The organism is Martinezella miluonensis (assembly GCF_900094545.1).
In the GTDB taxonomy this organism is placed as follows: Bacteria; Pseudomonadota; Alphaproteobacteria; order Rhizobiales; family Rhizobiaceae; genus Rhizobium; species Rhizobium miluonense.
In genome coordinates, this window is the sequence record NZ_FMAH01000001.1 from 235,295 (window position 1) to 251,627 (window position 16,333).

15 protein-coding genes are annotated in these 16,333 nt (G+C 61.7%); 9 read left to right on the forward strand and 6 right to left on the reverse strand.

Annotated features, from left to right (window positions below):
• Positions 1 to 21 precede the first annotated feature (21 nt).
• Entirely contained in the window at positions 22 to 1,683 is a 1,662-nt protein-coding gene (locus GA0061102_RS01155; RefSeq protein WP_092843228.1) for a thiourocanate hydratase, read from the forward strand.
• A 126-nt stretch (positions 1,684 to 1,809) separates the two neighbouring features.
• The gene (locus GA0061102_RS01160) at positions 1,810 to 2,478 is read left to right on the forward strand and encodes a spermidine synthase (RefSeq protein WP_092843230.1); all 669 of its coding nucleotides are present in this window, start codon (positions 1,810 to 1,812) and stop codon (positions 2,476 to 2,478) included.
• A 113-nt stretch (positions 2,479 to 2,591) separates the two neighbouring features.
• Here GA0061102_RS01160 and GA0061102_RS01165 read toward each other — a convergent pair whose 3' ends face one another.
• Both GA0061102_RS01165 and GA0061102_RS01170 read right to left on the reverse strand, forming a co-directional pair.
• Positions 2,592 to 2,978, reverse strand: a complete 387-nt coding sequence (locus GA0061102_RS01165; RefSeq protein WP_092843232.1) for a VOC family protein — start codon at positions 2,976 to 2,978, stop codon at positions 2,592 to 2,594.
• 14 nt (positions 2,979 to 2,992) lie between these two features.
• Positions 2,993 to 4,276 carry an MFS transporter gene (locus GA0061102_RS01170; RefSeq protein ID WP_092843234.1) on the reverse strand — a complete coding sequence of 428 codons (1,284 nt, stop codon included), beginning with the start codon at positions 4,274 to 4,276 and terminating at the stop codon, positions 2,993 to 2,995.
• Between the two features lie 97 nt (positions 4,277 to 4,373).
• Here GA0061102_RS01170 and GA0061102_RS01175 point away from each other — a divergent pair, with 97 nt between their 5' ends.
• The gene (locus GA0061102_RS01175; protein WP_092843236.1) at positions 4,374 to 5,249 is read left to right on the forward strand and encodes a LysR family transcriptional regulator; all 876 of its coding nucleotides are present in this window, start codon (positions 4,374 to 4,376) and stop codon (positions 5,247 to 5,249) included.
• Between the two features lie 105 nt (positions 5,250 to 5,354).
• Here the strand turns inward: GA0061102_RS01175 and GA0061102_RS01180 are convergent, their stop codons facing one another.
• Positions 5,355 to 6,257: a LysR family transcriptional regulator gene (locus tag GA0061102_RS01180; RefSeq protein WP_092843238.1), complete on the reverse strand. Its 903-nt coding sequence runs from the start codon at positions 6,255 to 6,257 to the stop codon at positions 5,355 to 5,357.
• Positions 6,258 to 6,376: 119 nt separating this feature from the next.
• Between GA0061102_RS01180 and GA0061102_RS01185 the strand changes: the two genes are divergently transcribed.
• Positions 6,377 to 7,141, forward strand: a complete 765-nt coding sequence (locus GA0061102_RS01185; protein WP_092843240.1) for an SDR family oxidoreductase — start codon at positions 6,377 to 6,379, stop codon at positions 7,139 to 7,141.
• 159 nt (positions 7,142 to 7,300) lie between these two features.
• On the opposite strand, the gene GA0061102_RS01190 is transcribed toward GA0061102_RS01185, so the two are convergent.
• A complete protein-coding gene (locus GA0061102_RS01190; RefSeq protein WP_208858598.1) occupies positions 7,301 to 7,747 on the reverse strand; it encodes a nuclear transport factor 2 family protein in 447 nt (148 codons plus the stop codon).
• A 192-nt stretch (positions 7,748 to 7,939) separates the two neighbouring features.
• Here GA0061102_RS01190 and coaBC point away from each other — a divergent pair, with 192 nt between their 5' ends.
• Complete coding sequence (gene coaBC, locus GA0061102_RS01195; RefSeq protein WP_092843244.1) at positions 7,940 to 9,151, forward strand: bifunctional phosphopantothenoylcysteine decarboxylase/phosphopantothenate--cysteine ligase CoaBC; 1,212 nt, start codon at positions 7,940 to 7,942, stop codon at positions 9,149 to 9,151.
• On the opposite strand, the gene GA0061102_RS01200 is transcribed toward coaBC, so the two are convergent.
• The gene (locus tag GA0061102_RS01200) at positions 9,138 to 9,953 is read right to left on the reverse strand and encodes a class II glutamine amidotransferase (RefSeq protein WP_092843246.1); all 816 of its coding nucleotides are present in this window, start codon (positions 9,951 to 9,953) and stop codon (positions 9,138 to 9,140) included. The two genes, coaBC and GA0061102_RS01200, sit on opposite strands and share 14 nt — an antisense overlap.
• 550 nt (positions 9,954 to 10,503) lie before the next feature.
• Between GA0061102_RS01200 and otsB the strand changes: the two genes are divergently transcribed.
• Positions 10,504 to 11,298: a trehalose-phosphatase gene (gene otsB / locus GA0061102_RS01205; protein WP_092843248.1), complete on the forward strand. Its 795-nt coding sequence runs from the start codon at positions 10,504 to 10,506 to the stop codon at positions 11,296 to 11,298.
• Positions 11,299 to 11,411: 113 nt separating this feature from the next.
• Positions 11,412 to 12,788: an alpha,alpha-trehalose-phosphate synthase (UDP-forming) gene (gene otsA / locus GA0061102_RS01210; RefSeq protein ID WP_092843250.1), complete on the forward strand. Its 1,377-nt coding sequence runs from the start codon at positions 11,412 to 11,414 to the stop codon at positions 12,786 to 12,788.
• On the opposite strand, the gene GA0061102_RS01215 is transcribed toward otsA, so the two are convergent.
• Positions 12,775 to 13,701, reverse strand: coding sequence for a choline sulfate utilization transcriptional regulator (locus tag GA0061102_RS01215; RefSeq protein ID WP_092843252.1), 927 nt, complete (start codon positions 13,699 to 13,701; stop codon positions 12,775 to 12,777). The two genes, otsA and GA0061102_RS01215, sit on opposite strands and share 14 nt — an antisense overlap.
• 99 nt (positions 13,702 to 13,800) lie before the next feature.
• Between GA0061102_RS01215 and GA0061102_RS01220 the strand changes: the two genes are divergently transcribed.
• Together GA0061102_RS01220 and betC are read left to right on the forward strand one after the other, a co-directional pair.
• Positions 13,801 to 14,748: a choline ABC transporter substrate-binding protein gene (locus GA0061102_RS01220; RefSeq protein ID WP_167667861.1), complete on the forward strand. Its 948-nt coding sequence runs from the start codon at positions 13,801 to 13,803 to the stop codon at positions 14,746 to 14,748.
• A gap of 20 nt (positions 14,749 to 14,768) precedes the next feature.
• On the forward strand, positions 14,769 to 16,283 hold the full coding sequence (betC, locus tag GA0061102_RS01225; protein ID WP_092843254.1) for a choline-sulfatase: 1,515 nt from the start codon (positions 14,769 to 14,771) through the stop codon (positions 16,281 to 16,283).
• Positions 16,284 to 16,333: the final 50 nt, after the last annotated feature.

Sequence of the window (16,333 nt, forward strand, 5' to 3'; positions counted from 1 at the left end):
CAAACAAGAGGGAAAGCAATCATGCCGAAAGCCAATCCACGTCACCCGAAATTCCCCATTCCGGGCGGCCCGGAGCTGCGTGCCAAGGGCTGGCGGCAGGAGGCCCTGCTGCGCCTGCTCGAAAACGTGCTCTCGGTCGGCGAAGATCCGGATAATCTCGTCGTCTATGCCGCTCTCGGCAAGGCAGCGCGCAACTGGGCGGCGCATAAGGGCATCGTAAAGGCGCTCACCGAAATGGATGAGGATCAGACCCTGCTCATTCAATCCGGCAAGCCGATCGGCCTCATCCGCACGCATGACAAGGCGCCGCTCGTCATCATGGCGAACTGCAACATCGTCGGGCAATGGGCGAAGGCCGAGGTGTTCTACGAACTGCAGCGCAAGGGCCTGATCTGCTGGGGTGGGCTCACCGCCGGCGCCTGGCAGTATATCGGCAGCCAGGGTGTCATCCAAGGCACCTACGAAATCTTCATGCGCATCGCCGAGCGCCGCTTCGGCGGCGATCTCTTCGGCCGTTTCGTGCTGACGGCCGGCCTCGGCGGCATGGGCGGCGCGCAGCCGCTCGCCGGCCGCATGGCAGGTGCTGCGATCCTCTGCGTCGATATCGATGCGGAGCGCGCCAGGAAGCGCCAGGAAATCGGCTATCTACAGGAAATCGCGCCTGATCTTGATTCCGCGCTGGCGATGATCGATGCGGCGGTCAAGGAAAAGCGGGCGCTTTCCGTCGGCCTCGTCGGCAATGCGGCCGAGATCTATCCCGAGATTGCACGGCGCGGCATCGTGCCCGATATCGTCACCGACCAGACCTCGGCGCATGATCTCGTCTATGGCTACGTGCCGAAGGGCATGAGCCTCAGCCAAGTCAGGGATCTCCGTGACGACGGCCAGGGCCAGCTCATGGCGGCGAGTCGCGCCTCGATCGTCGAGCATGTGAAGGCCATGCTGGACTTCCAGAAAAAGGGCTCCGAAGTCTTCGACAACGGCAACCTGATCCGCACCCAGGCGAAGGAAGGCGGCGTCACTAACGCCTTCGATATCCCGATCTTCACCGAAGCCTATCTCCGGCCGCTCTTCTGCCGCGCCATCGGCCCCTTCCGCTGGATGGCGCTCTCGGGCGAGGAAAGCGACATCGCCCGCATCGACGATCTGCTGCTGGAAATGTTCCCGGACAACAAGATCGTCACCAACTGGATCCGCCTTGCCCGCGAGCATGTGCCTTTCGAAGGCCTGCCGGCGCGCATCGCATGGCTCGGCCATGGCGAGCGCACGGCGCTTGCCCGCCGCGTCAACGAGCTTGTCGCCAGCGGCGAACTCAAAGGCCCGATCGCCTTTTCGCGCGATCATCTGGATGCCGGCGCCATGGCGCATCCGAACATCATGACGGAAGGTATGAAGGACGGCTCAGACGCCATCGCCGACTGGCCGCTGATCGACGCCATGATGCTCTGCTCGTCGATGGCCGATCTCGTCGTCGTTCATTCCGGCGGCGGCGGCTATGCCGGCTACATGACGAGCTGCGGCGTCACCGTGGTTGCCGACGGCACGCAAGCCGCCGACGAACGGCTCGACCATGCGCTCACCAACGACACGGCGCTCGGCGTCATGCGCTATGCCGATGCCGGCTATGAGGAGGCGCTGGACGAAGTTGCGAAAAAGGATGTGCCCTATATCCGTTTGGGATAAGCGCGTCTGTTCTTAGCGACATTGAAAGACTATGGTCCCGGGCAATTCAAGACGACCTGTTTTAGACGCAATTCCGGACGGAAAACCGCTGCGCATTTTTCCCGGAATTGCTTTGGAGAGTTGCCCGTGATCCCCTGGACCTTGCTCGACACTGCAAAAATCCCCGGTGGCGGTGAGCTGCGCTTGAAGCAGCGTGGCCAGGAGTTCTCCATCATGCTCGGCACCAACGAGTTGATGAACAGCCGCCTCAGCGGCTCTGAGCGCGCGCTTGCCACACTTTCCTGCGAGAAGATCAAGGGCCGGAAGGCTCCGCATATCCTGATCGGCGGCCTCGGCATGGGATTTACCTTGCGCGCGGCGCTCGGCGAACTTGGTACAGACGCCAAGGTCACGGTTGCTGAACTCGTTCCGGCAGTCGTCGCATGGGCACGCGGGCCGATGGCAACGGTTTTTGACGGCTGCCTCGACGACCCGCGCGTCGCCATGCATGAAGGCGATGTGCGCCCGCTCATCCGCGCCAGTAAAGCGACTTACGACGCCATCCTGCTCGACGTCGACAACGGCCCCGATGGCATCACGTCAGAGGCCAATGACGGCCTGTATGACTATCAGGGTCTGAAGGCGGCGCGCGATGCGTTGCGCGCTGGAGGTGTACTGGCGGTCTGGTCTTCGGGGTCTGACGAGCGCTTCACAAAACGCCTGCGCGACAGCGGCTTCGTTGCCGAGGTGGTCAATACGCGCGCCAATGGCAAGAGTGGGGCGCGTCACGTCATCTGGCTGGCGATCAGGACCTGATCTCGCGCTTTAATGACGATGCGTTTCCTCCGGCGCAGGATTTTCATCTCAGTTCAGGAACCAGACAGCCGCACGCTGGACAAAGAACGACTCTTCGACTGGATCCTACAATCTCAAGAGAGGGTATTGGACACCTCGATCAGGTTGCTGTCCGGATCGCGGAAATAGACCGAGAGAATGGGGCCGGTCGCGCCAGTTCGGCGAACTGGGCCTTCCTCGATCGCGACGCCCTCGGCCCTGAGGTGAGCGATGACGTCGTCCAGCGGCGTCTTGCTGATGAAACAAAGGTCAGCCGAGCCCGGCGTCGGCCGATCGGCCTTCGGCTCGAACTCATGCCCGGCACGGTGCAGATTGATCTTGTGGTTGCCGAAGGTGAGAGCTTTGCGGCCCTCTCCGAAGGTTTCGACGCCCATGCCGAGAACGCGGGCATAGAAATCGCAGCTCTGTTCGATGCTCGCAACAGTGAGCACCAGATGATCGAGATGGTCGATGCGGATCATGGCGGCCCCCGGCCCTAGCGACGCGCCAGCCTGGCAACGGCAAGAGCGCTGACGAGACATAGCGCCAGCATGACGAGGATGAAGGCGATCACGGCATTCCAACCGTCGGCGAGCCAGAAATAGCCACCGACCGAGCCGGCAATGCTGGAGCCGAGATAATAGGCGAGCAGATAGAGCGAGGAGGCATGACCCTTGAAGCCGTGGGCAAGCCGCCCCACAAGCGCGCTGGCGACGGAATGGGTCATGAAGAAGCCGATCGTCACCAGAACGATGCCGAGAATGATTGATGGCAAGGAGCTGGAAAGCGTCACCGCTGCGCCGAGCGCCGCAATCAGCACGCCAATCGGCAGCACGACGAAATGGCCGATGCGATCACCGAGCAGACCCGCAGCCCACGAGGAGACGATGCCGAAGAGATAAGCGGTGAAGATCAGACCGAGTTCGGTCTGGCTGAGATCATAGGGCGCGGCGACGAGGCGGAAGCCGGCATAGTTATAGACCGTGACGAAGGAGCCCATGGCGAGAAAGCCGATGGCGAACAGAAGAGACAACGCCGCATTGCCGAAGTGTCCACCCCAGGCCTTCATGTGGAAGGCAATATCGAAACCCTTGCGCAGAGTAAAATTGCGCGACGGCGGCAGAAGATAGAGAAAGCCGATGGCGGCGATCAGGCCGAGAATACCGACGGCGGCCAGTGCCGGTCGCCAACTCAGGAATTCGGCGATCGTACCCGTCACCACGCGGCCGGCCATGCCACCGAAGGCATTGCCGGCAATATAGAGGCCCATAGCGCCGCCAAGGCCACGCGGCTCGATCTCTTCTGCCAGATAGGTCATGGCAACGGCCGGCACGCCACCCAGCAGGAAACCTTCGAGCGCGCGAATAGCAAGCAGCATATGCCAGCTCGGCGATACCGCGCAAACGATCGTACAGATTGCTGCGCCAAGCAGCGATATGAACATCAGGCTGCGGCGGCCGAGGCTTTCGGAAACGGCAGCCGCGCCGAAAATCGCAAAGGCCAGGAAACCAGTCGAAAGCGACAGCGACAGCGAGCTTGCGGCGGGCGTGACGCCGAAATCCTCGGAGAAGATCGGCATCAGCGGCTGCACGCAATAGAGCAGCGAGAAGGTGGCGAAACCGGAGAGAAACAGCGCGATAGTCGCGCGGCGGAAGGCTGGCGTGCCGCGCGTGAGGAATTGGCGGGACTCGGTCGACGGCTCGCTCTTGACGAGCGTCAGTTCGGGAAGGGAGGGGACTTCGGAAGCAGTGGTTTCCTGCTTGCTAGCGGCGCGGAACATGAGGGCACCTGACCTTTCTTGCCCTAAAACCTAGTCAGGTCAGCTTCATTAGTCCAATATATGGCACAGGCGATTTCAATAGCTTTTGGAGATAGCGATGGAGCTGCGTCATATCCGCTATTTTCTGGCACTCGCGGAAGCGGGAAATTTCACCCGCGCCGCCGCTACCCTCGGCATCGGCCAACCACCTCTCAGCCAGCAAATCCGGGATCTGGAAAACGAGGTGGGAGCGCAACTGTTCCACCGTGTACCGCATGGCGCGGAGCTGACAGCGGCCGGCGAGGCCTTTCTCGCGGAAGCAAAAATGGCGGTCGATGCCGCGGAAAAAGCAAAGCTTGCCGCCCAGCGCGCCAATCGCGGCGAGATCGGCCGCCTATCGCTCGGCTTCACCGCCTCCTCCGCCTTCAACACCATCGTCACAGCAACTATTCGCGAGTTTCGAGGTCACTGGCCGGACGTGCGGCTGTCACTGACCGAGATGAATACCAATGCGCTGATGGAGCGGCTGATGCGCGGCGAGATCGACGCAGCCTTCATTCGTCCTGGCCTGGAAGACCCGCGGGATGTGCGTCTGAAGCGCTTTGCCGACGAGCCTATGCTGATCGCGCTGCCGGCGCATCACGCGCTGGCGAAGAAGGAGCGCTTGCCGATCGCGGCGCTGGCCGGCGAGCCCTTCATTCTCTTCCCGCGCATGGTGGGGCTCAGCCTCTATGACGATATCGTTGGGGCTTGCCGCGAGGCAGGCTTCGAGCTCGTCGTGATGCAAGAGGCGCCGCAGATCCCCTCCGTCGTCAATCTCGTCGCCGCCAATCTGGGCGTTTCCATCGTTCCGGCTTCGATCGCGCAGATCAAGCTCGATGGCGTCGCCTATCGGCCGATCGCTGGGCCACCGGTGGTGGCGCGGCTCGGCCTTGCCAGCCTCAAAGCACAGCGATCACCGATCGTCGCCAATCTCATGAGCCTGATTGGGTAGTTGCGCGCCTAGATCATTTCCGTTTTAAACGGAGTCACGGAAATGCTCTATCTCTTTGTTTTCTCGCAATTCCGGACGCAAAACCGCTTCGCACTTTTGCTGGAATTACTCCAGCTCCCAATAAGGCGGATCGCCGAACGCCTTCTTCAGATGATCGGCGATGGCCCGAAGCTTTGCCGAGGGGTTGCGTCCTTCCGGGTGAGCCATGAAGATGAACTCCGGCTCCGGCCGGTAGCCGACATCGATCTCGACGAGCCGCCCCTCTCTGACCGAAGGTCCCGCGATGAAGGCTGGCAACAAAGCAATTCCCAGCCCGGAAATGGCTGCATCATGGAGGACATCGCCATTGTTGACGCCCAATGCCAGCTTCCCGCGGATGACGACGGCACCATCCGGGCTTTGGAAGCGCCAGTCGGCCACGCCGCGATTGGTGTAGAAGATACCGCGATGATCCTCAAGATCGGACAAGGAGGCGGGCTTGCCGTGGCGACTGAGATAATCCGGCGACGCCACAAGAAGACGGCGGCTGCGGGCGAGCTTCCATGCGATGAGTCGCGAGTCGGCAATCAGCCCATGGCGTATGATCGCATCATAGCCATCCGAGGCGGCATCAACCCTTCGGTCGTCAAGATCAAGCGTGAGCTCGATCTCCGGATGGTCAGCGAGAAACGGATAGAGAGCCGGGCCGAGATGCATGCGGCCGAAGGTGACAGGGGCTGCAATGCGCAGCGGTCCCATCAACGTGCCGCGCCGCTCGGCGAGATCGGCTGCGGCTTCACGCACCTCCTGCGCGATGCGAGTTGCCCGCTCCAGAAAGGCCGTGCCGTCCTCCGTGAGGGTCAGCTTGCGGGTCGTGCGGTGAAGCAGGGTCGCCCCCAATGCCTTCTCCATTTCCGACAGCCGTTCGCTGACGACGGATTTCGACAAGCGCAGGCGCCGCGCCGCCTCGCTGATCGATCCCGCCTCGGCAACGGCCACAAAGGCGGTGATCCCGTCCATCTTCAGCATCGTTCGGCAATTCCGAATTCGAGTTCCATGATTTGAAGACTAACCCGAACGATCGGAAAAGACCATCTTCCGCGTATCGGACAGACTGAAAGAAACGCCCTCACATAGGAGTTGATACAATGAACCGCTTGAATGGAAAAATCGCGATCGTCACCGGCGCAAGCTCCGGCATCGGCCGCACCACCGCAAAGCTCTTCGCCGCCGAAGGCGCCAAGGTTATCGTCGGCGCTCGCCGCGGCGCGGAACTGGAAAGCCTTGTCGCTGACATCAAAGCCGCAGGCGGTGATGCAGTCGCCTTGGCCGGCGATGTGCGCTCGGAAGACTACCACAAGGCGCTGGTCGCCCTTGCGGTCGAGCGCTACGGCAGGCTCGATATTGCCTTCAACAATGCCGGCACGCTCGGCGAAGCCGGTCCCAGCACCGAGGTTTCAGAGGCAGGCTTTGCCGACGCGCTGGCGATCAACCTCACCGCGTCGTTCCTGGCCGCCAAGCACCAGATCGGCGAAATGGTCAAGCACGGCGGTGGCTCGGTGATCTTCACCTCGACCTTTGTCGGCCATACCGTCAGCTTCCCGGGGGTTGCCGCCTATGCCGCCAGCAAATCCGGCCTGATCGGCCTGACACAGACACTCGCCGCCGAATTTGGCCCGCAGAATGTACGCGTCAATGCCATACTGCCAGGCGCGGTCGACACAGATATGTATCGCGAGATGAACGATACAGCCGACAAGCAGGCTTTCATAACCAATCTGCATGCGCTGAAGCGCGTCGCCGGTCCGGAAGAGATTGCCCGCTCGGTCCTCTACCTCGCCTCCGATGACGCAAGCTTTGTCACCGGCACGGCGTCGCTGGTCGATGGCGGCGTATCGATCACGCGTACCTGACGGCCCTTTTCACGGCGCCACTATCGTCGGCCGCATCGGCAGTCTCCGGAACGCCGACATGATCCCGCAAAGCCTGAACTGGTTGCGGGATCATGTAGCTGGAATGCTCTGAATGAAAAGGGCAGGCCGTGGGTTCTACTCCCGCTGCGGCCTTTCCGTTCAGAACATCGTATTGTTGTTCATCGACTTTTCCGGGATCGGCTGCACCGAGTCCCAGTGCTCCTGGATCTTGTTGTCCTCGACGCGGAAAATATCGACGATGGCGCTGCCCCGGTCGCCTGGCTGACGAATGGCGTGGACGCGCAGAATCACAAAGTCGCCGTCGACCATGACGCGCTTGATCTCGCTCTTCGACTGCGGATAGTTCTTCTTCAGGTAGTCGAGAAAGCTGCGCAGACCTTCGGGACCATCGGCGGCCAGCGGATTGTGCTGGATATATTTGCCGAGATATTTGGAGGCGGCGTCGAAGTCCTTGTCGTTCAGCGCCTTCTGGTAAAAGTCCAGAACGATCTCCTCGTTCTTCTGCTCTTGCGGCGAATAGGCCCGCTCAGCGAACGCCGGCGCGGCAGCTGCCATGATTGGTAGGGCGATCATTGCGACTTTCATCAGTTTCAAGGCGTTACTCCTTCGATCGTTAACGTGTTCAATGTTGTCGAGCCGAATGACTGCCGCAAGTGACAAGAGCGTGATGCCGATGTGATCGACCGCCTGTTGATGCCCGGGGAGACACGCGGCGATTGCCTATTATCCGCCAAAGGCTTAGGCTTATGGGCAAAAGAACAGGCGACGGGTTCAGGCATGGTTCTCGCAGGAAAGCGCATCCTTCTCATCATCTCCGGCGGTATCGCGGCCTATAAGAGCCTCGACCTCATCCGCCGGCTGCACGAGCGCGGCGCGAGTGTACGGCCCGTCATGACCGCGGGCGCGCAACAGTTCATCACGCCGCTTGCCGTCGGTGCGCTCGCAACCGACCATGTCTTCACCGATTTGTTTTCGCGCCAGGATGAGCAGGATGTCGGCCATATCCGGCTCGCGCGCGACTGCGACCTCGTTTTGATCGCGCCCGCCACTGCCGATCTGCTCGCCAAGATGGCAAACGGGCTGGCGGACGATCTCGCCTCGACCATATTGCTTGCCACGGACCGACCCGTCCTCGCCGCGCCGGCCATGAACCCGAAAATGTGGGCGCATCCGGCGACCAAGCGCAACATCGAGATGCTGCGCGCCGACGGCATCGCCTTCGTCGGCCCTGTGATCGGCGAAATGGCCGAAAGCGGCGAGGTCGGCGCGGGTCGAATGGCGGAACCGCTCGATATCGTCGCTGCAGTCGAGCGCCGCCTGGATGACGGCGCCAAGCCGCTTGCCGGCAGGAAGGTGATCGTCACTTCGGGCCCGACGCATGAGCCGATCGATCCTGTGCGCTATATCGCCAACCGCTCATCAGGTCGGCAGGGCCATGCCATAGCCGCGGCACTCGCCGCGCTCGGGGCCGATGTCACCCTGGTTTCCGGCCCGGTCGCGATACCCGATCCGATCGGCCTCAATGTCATCCATGTCGAGCGGGCAGACGAGATGCGCGATGCCGTGCTCGCCGCTCTTCCAGCCGATATCGCCGTCATGGTCGCAGCAGTAGCGGACTGGAAAGTCGCTTCCGCATCCGATCAGAAGATCAAGAAGCATCCGGGCGAGTCGATCCCGACGCTGGCGCTCACGGAAAACCCCGACATATTGAAAACGGTCGGCCACCATACGCAACGGCCGAAGCTCGTGATCGGCTTTGCCGCCGAAACGCAGGATGTCGAGAGCAATGCCCGCGCGAAGCTTGAGCGCAAAGGCGCAGATTTCATCGTCGCCAACGACGTCTCGCCCTCAACCGGCATCATGGGCGGCCTGCGAAATCGCGTGAAGATCATCAGTCACGACGGCGTCGAGCAATGGCCCGATCTCGACAAGGATGAAGTGGCGACACGGCTCGCGGCCCTGATCGCCGAGAAGCTCATGCAGGGATAGCGGCTGGCGTCCGTGCGTCATCGGCGGCGCGCTCTTCCGGCTGGAAGGGCCGGACATGAACGCCGGTATCGTCGATCATGACGGCGCTGCCATTGGGGATTTCGCGCCACGCGTCGACATCGTCGTTCAACGGCTCCGACACGAGGCAATTGCCTGACCCGACCGGCGAGGCATAGAGGGTCGGCGCCTTGCGGTCGGTCGCATAGCGGATGGCATACAGCGACTTGCCGTCGGAAAAGGCAGCGGTGAAGCGCACCAGCACCGAGCCGGTCAGATGCAGCGACAGGCCTTCGACGAAGCCGATGGCTTCGGCCATCGCCGCGATCGGGTTGGCGGCCATGCCGAACTGCATCGCAAGCAGGAAGAGAAGCTCTGAGTCGGTCGTGCCGCTGCGGACATGAAACAGGCGGTCGTCGAGCATGGCTTCCATCGGCCGGCGCAGGCGGTCGAAATTGGAAATCTGGCCGTTATGCTGGAACGACCAGTTCTCGAAGACGAAGGGATGGCAATTGTCGCGCCGCGTGCCGCCGCCGGTGGCCGCGCGGACATGGGCGAGGAAGAGCGGCGAGCGGATCTGCCGGGCGAGGCTCTTCAAATTGCAATCGGACCAGGCCGGCAGAATATCGCGATAACGGCCGGGTTCCGCCCGATCGCCATACCAGGCGATGCCGAAACCATCACCATTGGTGGCGGTCTTGGCGCGCGTGGCACAATGGGATTGTTCGATCAGGGAGTGGGCAGGCGAAGACACCAGCTCCTCCAGATAGAGGGGTTCTCCACGATAGGCTGCCCAGCGACACATGCGTCTTTCACTCCGATTCCTGCTGTCTTCCTGTCCGGCGGGAGAATGGCAAATCTTGGACGATTGTTCATGCGGAACAGGTAATAAAGCCTTAATTTTCCATGCCGCGCGGCGCAAGATGACAGATATTTGACGCTTCGTCCGATCACATTCTGCGTCGCAACATTTTCTTCGTGAAGCCCGCTGCGACGGGGCTTTGGTCGGAGATGCTGCGAGGCAAGACATTTCATTGCGACAATAAGTGTGAATCTCTCTCAGGCCGAGCCCCTTGCATCGGCTCAGATTTAAGCTACCTTTAGCCTGTCTGAAACGTAACGAAAGGAAGGTGATCCAATGTCTAGTGAGATTTCGGTCTTTGTATACGGCATGGAAATGGTTGTGTGCGTTGCGAGGCAGCCCTCGCTCTGATCAACACCTTCCCGAAGCGTTCGCCGCTTCAGGCCAGTTACGGGCCAAAACTCATGGGGGGTCGCTCAACGCGGCCCCTTTTGATTTTCAGCCTTTCGTTTTTTGCCTTGCCAAATGAGAAGAGCGCCTTAGCTAATCCCCCATGTCTTCTCAGGAACAGCCCAAACAGGGCGAAGCCGAACCGCGGCCGCTGAAAGAGCCGGCCCTTAGCGCTCTCTCATTGTATCCGCAGGACTGGGCTCTGTTCCTCGATATCGACGGAACCTTGCTCGACCTCGCCGAAAGACCGGAGGCGATCGTCGTTCCGGACTATCTGCCCGGCACGCTCCATGCGCTATCCCGTCAGCTCGGCGGAGCGCTGGCATTGGTAACGGGCCGCGCCATCGAATTCGTCGATCCGCTCTTTGCTCCTTTCCGCTTTCCCGTTGCCGGTCTTCACGGCGCGGAACGGCGCGATGCCGGTGGAAGGCTGCGGCGTGCGCATATCCCGCCCGCCTTCCAGGAAATGAAGCTGATCATCCAGCGTGAAGCCATCGCCTGGCCCGGCGCCATCGTCGAGGACAAGGGAGCTGCGGTCGCGGTTCACTTCCGGCATGCGCCTGCAAGCGAGGCCGAGATCGGCGAAGCCATGCAGCGCCATATCGAGGAAGCCGGCCCAGACTGGAACCTTCAGCGCGGCAAGATGGTGATCGAAATCTGCCCCGCTCACGCCAGCAAAGGGCATGCCGTCGAGGCGTTTCTGGCCGAAGCCCCCTTCGAGGGGCGCCGCCCGATCACGATCGGCGACGACGTGACCGACGAGACGATGTTTGCCGCCGCCAACCGTCTCGGCGGTCAATCCGTACGCATCGGCGATGCCGACGGAAAAACGCTGGCCCGTGCATCTATTGGCTCGCCTGCGCGTTTAAGAGATGTGCTGGGAACGCTCCTCAAGTAGCCCGTCGATCACCTCGACACTCTCCTAGCTTCTTATTTTCCCGCAATTCCGAACGGAAAACCGCTGCGCACTTTTCCTGGAATTGCTTTAGCCTGCTCGAAAGGAAGAATTCGTTGAGTCGTCTCGTCATCGTTTCCAATCGTGTTTCCGTGCCCGATCACAAGGGTGCTGCAGCGGCGGGCGGCCTTGCCGTCGCGCTGCAGGCCGCCCTTGCCGAGCGCGGCGGCATCTGGATGGGCTGGTCCGGCAAATCGAGCGGCGACATCGAGCCAGAACCGCTGCAGATGACGCAGGATGGCAATATTACTTATGCCCTCTCCGACCTGACGCAAACGGACGTCGAGGAATATTATCAGGGCTTCGCCAACCGCGTGCTCTGGCCGATCTGCCACTACAGGCTCGATCTTGCCGAATATGCCCGCAAGGAAATGACCGGCTATTTCCGGGTCAACCGCTTCTTTGCCCATCGGCTTGCGCCCCTGATCGAACCTGACGACATCATCTGGGTGCATGACTACCATCTCATTCCGCTGGCGGCGGAGCTGCGGCAGATGGGATTGAAGAACCGCATCGGCTTCTTCCTGCATATTCCCTGGCCACCGGCGGACGTCGTGCTGGCCATGCCGGTGCATGAAGAGATCATGCGCGGCCTCTCCTCCTACGACCTGGTCGGCTTTCAAACGGACCACGACCTCGAGAACTTTGCGGGCTGCCTGAAGCGCGAAGGCATGGGCATCGAGAAGAGCCCCGGTCATTTCAGCGCGCACGGCCATGATTTTCGCGGTGGCGCCTATTCGATCGGCATCGAGACGGCAGCCTTCGCCGCCTTCGCGCGCAAGGCCGCATCCCACAGCATGGTGCAGAAGGTACGGAAAAGCATCGAGGGCCGCGACCTGATCCTCGGCGTCGACCGGCTCGACTACTCCAAGGGCATCACGCAGCGCATCGACGCCTTCGAGCGGTTCATCACCAACAATCCGGCTCACCAGCGCAGCGTCACCTACTTGCAGATCACCCCGAAATCACGCTCCGAAGTGCCGGAATACGAGGCGATGCAGCACGCCGTCGCCGAACAGGCCGGCAGGGTCAACGGCGCGATCGGCACGGTGGACTGGGTTCCCATTCGCTATATCAACCGCTCGATCAGCCGCCCGATCCTGGCAGGCCTCTACCGGCTCGCAAAAGTCGGGCTGGTGACGCCGTTGCGCGACGGCATGAATCTAGTCGCCAAGGAATATGTCGCAGCACAGGATCCAGAAAATCCCGGCGTGCTGGTGCTGTCACAGTTTGCCGGCGCGGCTCGCAAGCTGCACGGCGCTTTATTGGTCAACCCCTATGATGTCGATGGTACCGCCAACGCCTTGGCCCGCGCTGTCAATATGCCGCTGCAGGAGCGGCAGGAACGCTGGCGCGGCATGATGGACTACCTGCTGGAACACGACGTCTTGCACTGGTGCGAGACCTTCCTGGCCGATCTCACGGCGAAGTAAGCGATTGAGGCAGCACGGCGGCCGCTTCCGCCAGCAGCCATTGAGCCAGCCGCTCCGCCTGCGGGCTTGGCGCTGCCGGCGGCAGAAGCCAGTAGCCGCGTTCCGGCGCTTCCAACATCGGACCCGCCGTCACCAGCGTACCTGCGGCGAGAAGCGAATCGACAAGGCCCATCCAGCCAATCGCCACACCCTGCTCACCGAGTGCCGCCTGGACGACCAGCGAATAGGTATTGAAGCGCAGGTCGCCACGGTCGGCATAGCTGTCGCGTGCTATGCCGAAAGCCGCAAGATAGCTTTCCCAGTCGAACCACGGCGACGGGGTTTCGGAATCGAGATGCACCAGCGTCGCGCGCGCCAGCTGAGAGGGATCGGTGAAAGGTCCATGACGCTCGGCGAAGCCTTTGGTGCAGATCGGCACGACCTTTTCCGGCAGAAGCAGCGTCGCTCCTGACCCGAATTCATTTCTCGAACCGAAGAAAACGGCGATATCGCCATTTTCTGGCGCACCGCGATCCAACCGTTGCGTGGCGACGATCTGGATATCCAATTCGGGGTGAAGAAGCCGGAATACATGCATGCGAGGGATCAGCCAGAGAGCGGAGAAGGCGTAGTCCGTTCTGAGCCGGACCGACGGGCGCTCCGCCTCGGCGCGGAAGCTGCGCACCAGCGTATCGACGCCGCCGACCGCCTTCTCGACAATCTCAAGCAGGCGCTGCCCCTCAGGCGAGAGCTTGACGCCGCGATGCTGGCGCCGGAACAGGGAAACGCCCATCTGCTCTTCAATGCGGCGAATCTGATAGCTGACGGCCGGCTGCGTCAGGCCAAGCGCCGAGGCTGCGGCAGACAGGCTACCGGAGCGCCCGACCTCCACAAAGATCCGCAGCCAGCCAAGATCAACCAAACGTTCAGCCATAAAATTTCCTTTTGGCAGCTATCGAAAAATGCCCGCTTCACAGGGCGAACTCTAGTGGTGTTCAATAAAATAATCCAATAACAAGAGGGAGCTTTCGTCATGCGCATGTCTGCAATGGGTCGGCTGGCCGCCGGCGCTCTTCTTTCCGCCCTTTCCGTTGCCGGCATCGCCCGGGCCGATGGCGGCAGCTGCAAAACGATCCACCTGTCGGATCCCGGCTGGACCGATATCACCTCGACCAACGGCGTGACCGGCGTGCTGCTGACGGCACTCGGCTACGAGCCAGACATCAAGACCCTCTCCGTGCCGATCGGCTATCAGGCGATGAAAACCGGCGAGATCGATGTCTTTCTCGGCAACTGGATGCCGGCGCAGAAGGCCTTCGTCGACGATCTCAACAAGGCGAAGGCCATCGAGGTGCTGAACCGCAACCTCCAGGGCGCGAAGTTCACTTTGGCGGTCCCGATCTATGCCGCCGACAAGGGCATCCAGGATTTCTCCGACCTGCAGAAACATGCCGACGACTTCGGCCGTAAGATCTACGGCATCGAACCCGGTGCGCCCGCCAATGCCAATATCCAGAAGATGATCGACGCCAACGACTTCGGCCTCAAGGGCTGGGAGCTTGTCGAATCCAGCGAGCAGGCCATGCTGTCGCAGGTGGAGCGCGCCTCGAAGGACAAGCAGGCCATCGTCTTCCTCGCCTGGGCGCCGCATCCGATGAACGAACGGTTCCAGATCGCCTATCTCTCCGGTGGTGATGCCTATTTCGGCGCAAACTACGGCGGCGCCGAAGTCCATACGTTGGCGCGCACCGGCTGGGCCACCCAGTGCCCGAATGCCGCCAAGCTCTTCCACAACCTGACCTTCGACATCGGCATGGAGAATTCGCTGATGGGATCGATCCTCGGCGGTGAGAGCGCCAAGGACGCAGCGACCGCTTGGCTGAAGGCGCATCCCAATGCCTTGACGCCCTGGCTTGCCGGCGTCACCACTATCGACGGCAAACCCGGCCTCGATGCCGTCAAAGCCGCCATCGGCCTCTGATCTGCAAGAAAGACACCCGCATGTCCCGCCCGAATATCCTCATTCTCATGGTCGATCAGTTCAACGGGACATTGTTTCCCGACGGCCCGGCCGATTTCCTGCATGCCCCGGTTCTGAAGGCCCTAGCGAAGCGCTCCGTGCGCTTTGCCAACAGCTATACGGCAAGCCCGCTCTGTGCGCCGGCGCGAGCCTCCTTCATGTCCGGGCAGCTGCCGAGCCGCACCCGCGTCTACGACAATGCCGCCGAATTCTGCTCCGACATCCCGACCTTCGCCCATCACCTGCGCGCCGCCGGCTACCAGACGGCTTTGTCAGGCAAGATGCATTTCGTCGGCCCAGATCAGATGCACGGCTTCGAGGAGCGGCTGACGACCGACATCTATCCCGCCGATTTCGGCTGGACGCCTGATTATACCAAGCCCGGCGAGCGCATCGACTGGTGGTATCACAATCTCGGCTCTGTGACCGGGGCCGGCATCGCCGAGATCACCAACCAGATGGAATATGACGACGAGGTTGCCTACCATGCCACGCGCAAGCTCTACGACCTCTCGCGTGGGCACGACGAGCGGCCCTGGTGCCTGACGGTCAGCTTCACGCATCCGCACGATCCTTACGTCGCGCGCCGCCGCTTCTGGGATCTCTATGAGGATTGCCCGGTACTCGACCCAGAAATCGGCGAAATCCCCTTCGAGCAGCAGGACGCACATTCCCAACGGCTGATGAAGGCGTGCGATCACACCGCCTTCGACATCACACCGGAGCAGATCCGCCGGGCGCGGCGCGGCTATTTCGCCAATATCTCCTATGTCGACGAGAAGATCGGCGAGATCCTGGAAACGCTCGAGCGCGGCCGCATGGCCGACAACACCATCATCCTCTTCGTCTCGGACCATGGCGACATGCTCGGCGAGCGCGGCCTCTGGTTCAAGATGAACTTTTTCGAAGGCTCCGCCCGCGTGCCGCTGATGATATCAGCCCCCGGCTGGCAACCTAAGCGGATCGATCAGCCGGTGTCGACGCTCGACGTGACGCCGACGCTTGCGGCACTCGCCGGGATCGACATCGCATCGCTGCGCCGCTGGACCGATGGCGAGGACCTCACCCCCCTGGTTCTGAACACCGGGAGCCGCAATCCTGTGCCGATGGAATATGCGGCAGAAGGCTCCGAAGCGCCGCTCGTAGCCTTGCGCGACGGCCGCTACAAGCTGACCCTTTGCGAGAAGGATCCGCCCATGCTCTTCGACATCGAAGCGGACCCGAAGGAGCTGACCAATCTGGCTGATGACCCGGCCTATGCCGAAACGCTGAACCGCCTGACCGCGCAGGCCATGACGCGCTGGAACTTTGCAAGCTTCGACGCTGCCGTGCGCGAGAGCCAGGCGCGGCGCTGGGTCGTCTATGCGGCGCTGCGCAACGGTGCCTATTATCCCTGGGACTATCAGCCGCTGCAGAAGGCCTCGGAGCGATACATGCGCAACCACATGGATCTCAACGTGCTGGAGGAGAACCAGCGCTTTCCGCGCGGCGAATAGGATTTGGGTAGCCCAGCGCGGGTTGAGACGATATCGTCGCGCCGCCAACA